The following is a 1,947-nucleotide window of genomic DNA, read 5'->3' on the forward strand; positions in this document are numbered from 1 at the left end:
GTCAGCGCACCGCCGACACCGACAGGGAGCTGACAGCCGGGGCGGACAACCTGGGGGCATGACAGGAATCGCGACGGCCCGGAACGACCGGGCAACCACCTCCGCGAACGCCGTGGAGGTCCGGGGCATCATCAAGCACTTCGGCGACACCAAGGCCCTCGACGGGGTCGACCTCACCGTCCGGGAAGGCACCGTCCTCGGCGTGCTCGGCCCCAACGGCGCCGGCAAGACCACCCTGGTGCGCATCCTCTCCACCCTGATCAAGCCGGACGGCGGCACCGCGTACGTCGGCGGCTACGACGTGCTGCGCCAGCCCAAGCAGCTGCGCCGCGTCATCGGCCTCACCGGCCAGTACGCCTCCGTCGACGCGCTGCTCTCCGGGTACGAGAACCTCTACCTGATCGGCCGGCTGCTCGACCTCTCCCGCCGGGACGCCAAGGCCCGGGCCACCGAGCTGCTGGAACGCTTCTCCCTCACCGAGGCCGCCAAGCGCACCGCCCAGACCTACTCCGGCGGCATGCGCCGCCGCCTCGACCTGGCCGCCAGCATGATCGGCCGCCCCCGGGTGCTCTACCTGGACGAGCCCACCACCGGCCTGGACCCGCGCACCCGCAACGAGGTCTGGGACGAGGTGCAGCGGATGGTCGCCGAGGGCAGCACCGTGCTGCTGACCACCCAGTACATGGAGGAGGCGGAGCAGCTCGCGAACGAGCTGACCGTCATCGACCGGGGCCGGGTGATCGCCAACGGCGGCGTCGCCGAGCTCAAGGCCAAGGTCGGCGGCCAGACCCTCCAGGTGCGGCCGGTGAATCCGGCCGAACTGCCGGACATGGCCCGCTGCCTGCGGGACACCGGCATCGCCGGCGCCACCGTCTCCGCCGACACCGGCCTGCTCGCGGTCCCGATCACCGGCGACGAGCAGTTGACCGCGGTGATCGGGGTGCTCGGCACCCGGGGCTTCGCGATCGCCGGCATCGACACCAAGGTCCCCAGCCTGGACGAGGTCTTCCTCGCCATCACCGGCAAGCCCGCGGCCGCCGCGGACACCGCCCCCGCCGCCAGCCCCGCCAAGGAGCCCGTCGCATGACCACCGCCACGCTCGCCCCCGCCCGGGCGGAGGACAACCGGATCGGCCTGGCCGGCACGCTGCGTCACGTCGGCGCGCTGACCAGGCGCAACCTGATGCGGATCAAGGCCGACCCGGAGTCGATGTTCGACGCGGTGCTGATGCCGATCATCTTCACCGTGCTGTTCGTCTACGTCTTCGGCGGCGCCATGTTCGCCGGGGACCAGGACGCCTACAAGCAGTACATGATCCCCGGCCTGCTCGGGCAGACCGGCATGACGCTGGCGCTGGCCGTCGGCACCGGACTGAACAGCGACTTCCAGACCGGGGTGATGGACCGCTTCCGCACCCTGCCGATCGGCCGGGCTTCGGTGCTGCTGTCCAAGATCGTCGCCGAGTCGCTGCGCGCCCTGCTCTCCTCCGCGATCCTGCTGACCTTCGCCTTCCTCCTCGGCTTCGAGCTGAAGAGCGGCGTGCCGGAGCTGCTGGCCGCGGTCGGCCTGTCGATGGTGTTCGGCATGTCGATCGTCTGGATCTCGATGCTGCTGGGCATGTCGCTGAAGAGCGCCCAGGCCGTGCAGGGCGTCTCCATGCTGGTCCTGATGCCGCTCCAGTTCGGCAGCTCGATCTTCGCGCCGACCGACACCATGCCGGGCTGGCTCCAGTCCTTCACCAAGGTCAACCCGCTGTCCGCGCTGGCCGACGCCTCCAGGGCGCTGCTCAACGGCCAGGGGGCGGTGGCCCACCCGGTGATGATCGTGCTGATCTGGTCGGCCGCCGCCACCGCGATCTTCGCCCCGCTGGCGGTGGCCCGCTTCCGCAAGCGGGTCTGAGCCAGCCGGGGCGCGGAACCGGCCGGCGGCCAGGGACGGGGCGCCGGC

At 71.4% G+C, this 1,947-nt stretch carries 2 protein-coding genes; both read left to right on the plus strand.

Annotated features, from left to right (window positions below):
* Positions 1-58: 58 nt before the first annotated feature.
* Entirely contained in the window at positions 59-1,087 is a 1,029-nt protein-coding gene (locus tag ACFRMQ_RS40450; protein WP_380735914.1) for an ATP-binding cassette domain-containing protein, read from the plus strand.
* A complete protein-coding gene (locus ACFRMQ_RS40455; RefSeq protein ID WP_380735915.1) occupies positions 1,084-1,899 on the plus strand; it encodes an ABC transporter permease in 816 nt (271 codons plus the stop codon). Before ACFRMQ_RS40450 ends, ACFRMQ_RS40455 begins: the two co-directional genes overlap by 4 nt.
* Positions 1,900-1,947 lie beyond the last annotated feature (48 nt).

The organism is Kitasatospora sp. NPDC056783, assembly GCF_042789895.1.
Classification (GTDB): Bacteria; Actinomycetota; Actinomycetes; order Streptomycetales; family Streptomycetaceae; genus Kitasatospora.

Bases quoted from the DNA above. Each gene is read 5' to 3' on its own strand.
- ACFRMQ_RS40450 (WP_380735914.1), top strand. From the start codon at position 59: ATGACAGGAATCGCGACGGCCCGGAACGACCGGGCAACCACCTCCGCG.
- ACFRMQ_RS40455 (WP_380735915.1), top strand. From the start codon at position 1,084: ATGACCACCGCCACGCTCGCCCCCGCCCGGGCGGAGGACAACCGGATC.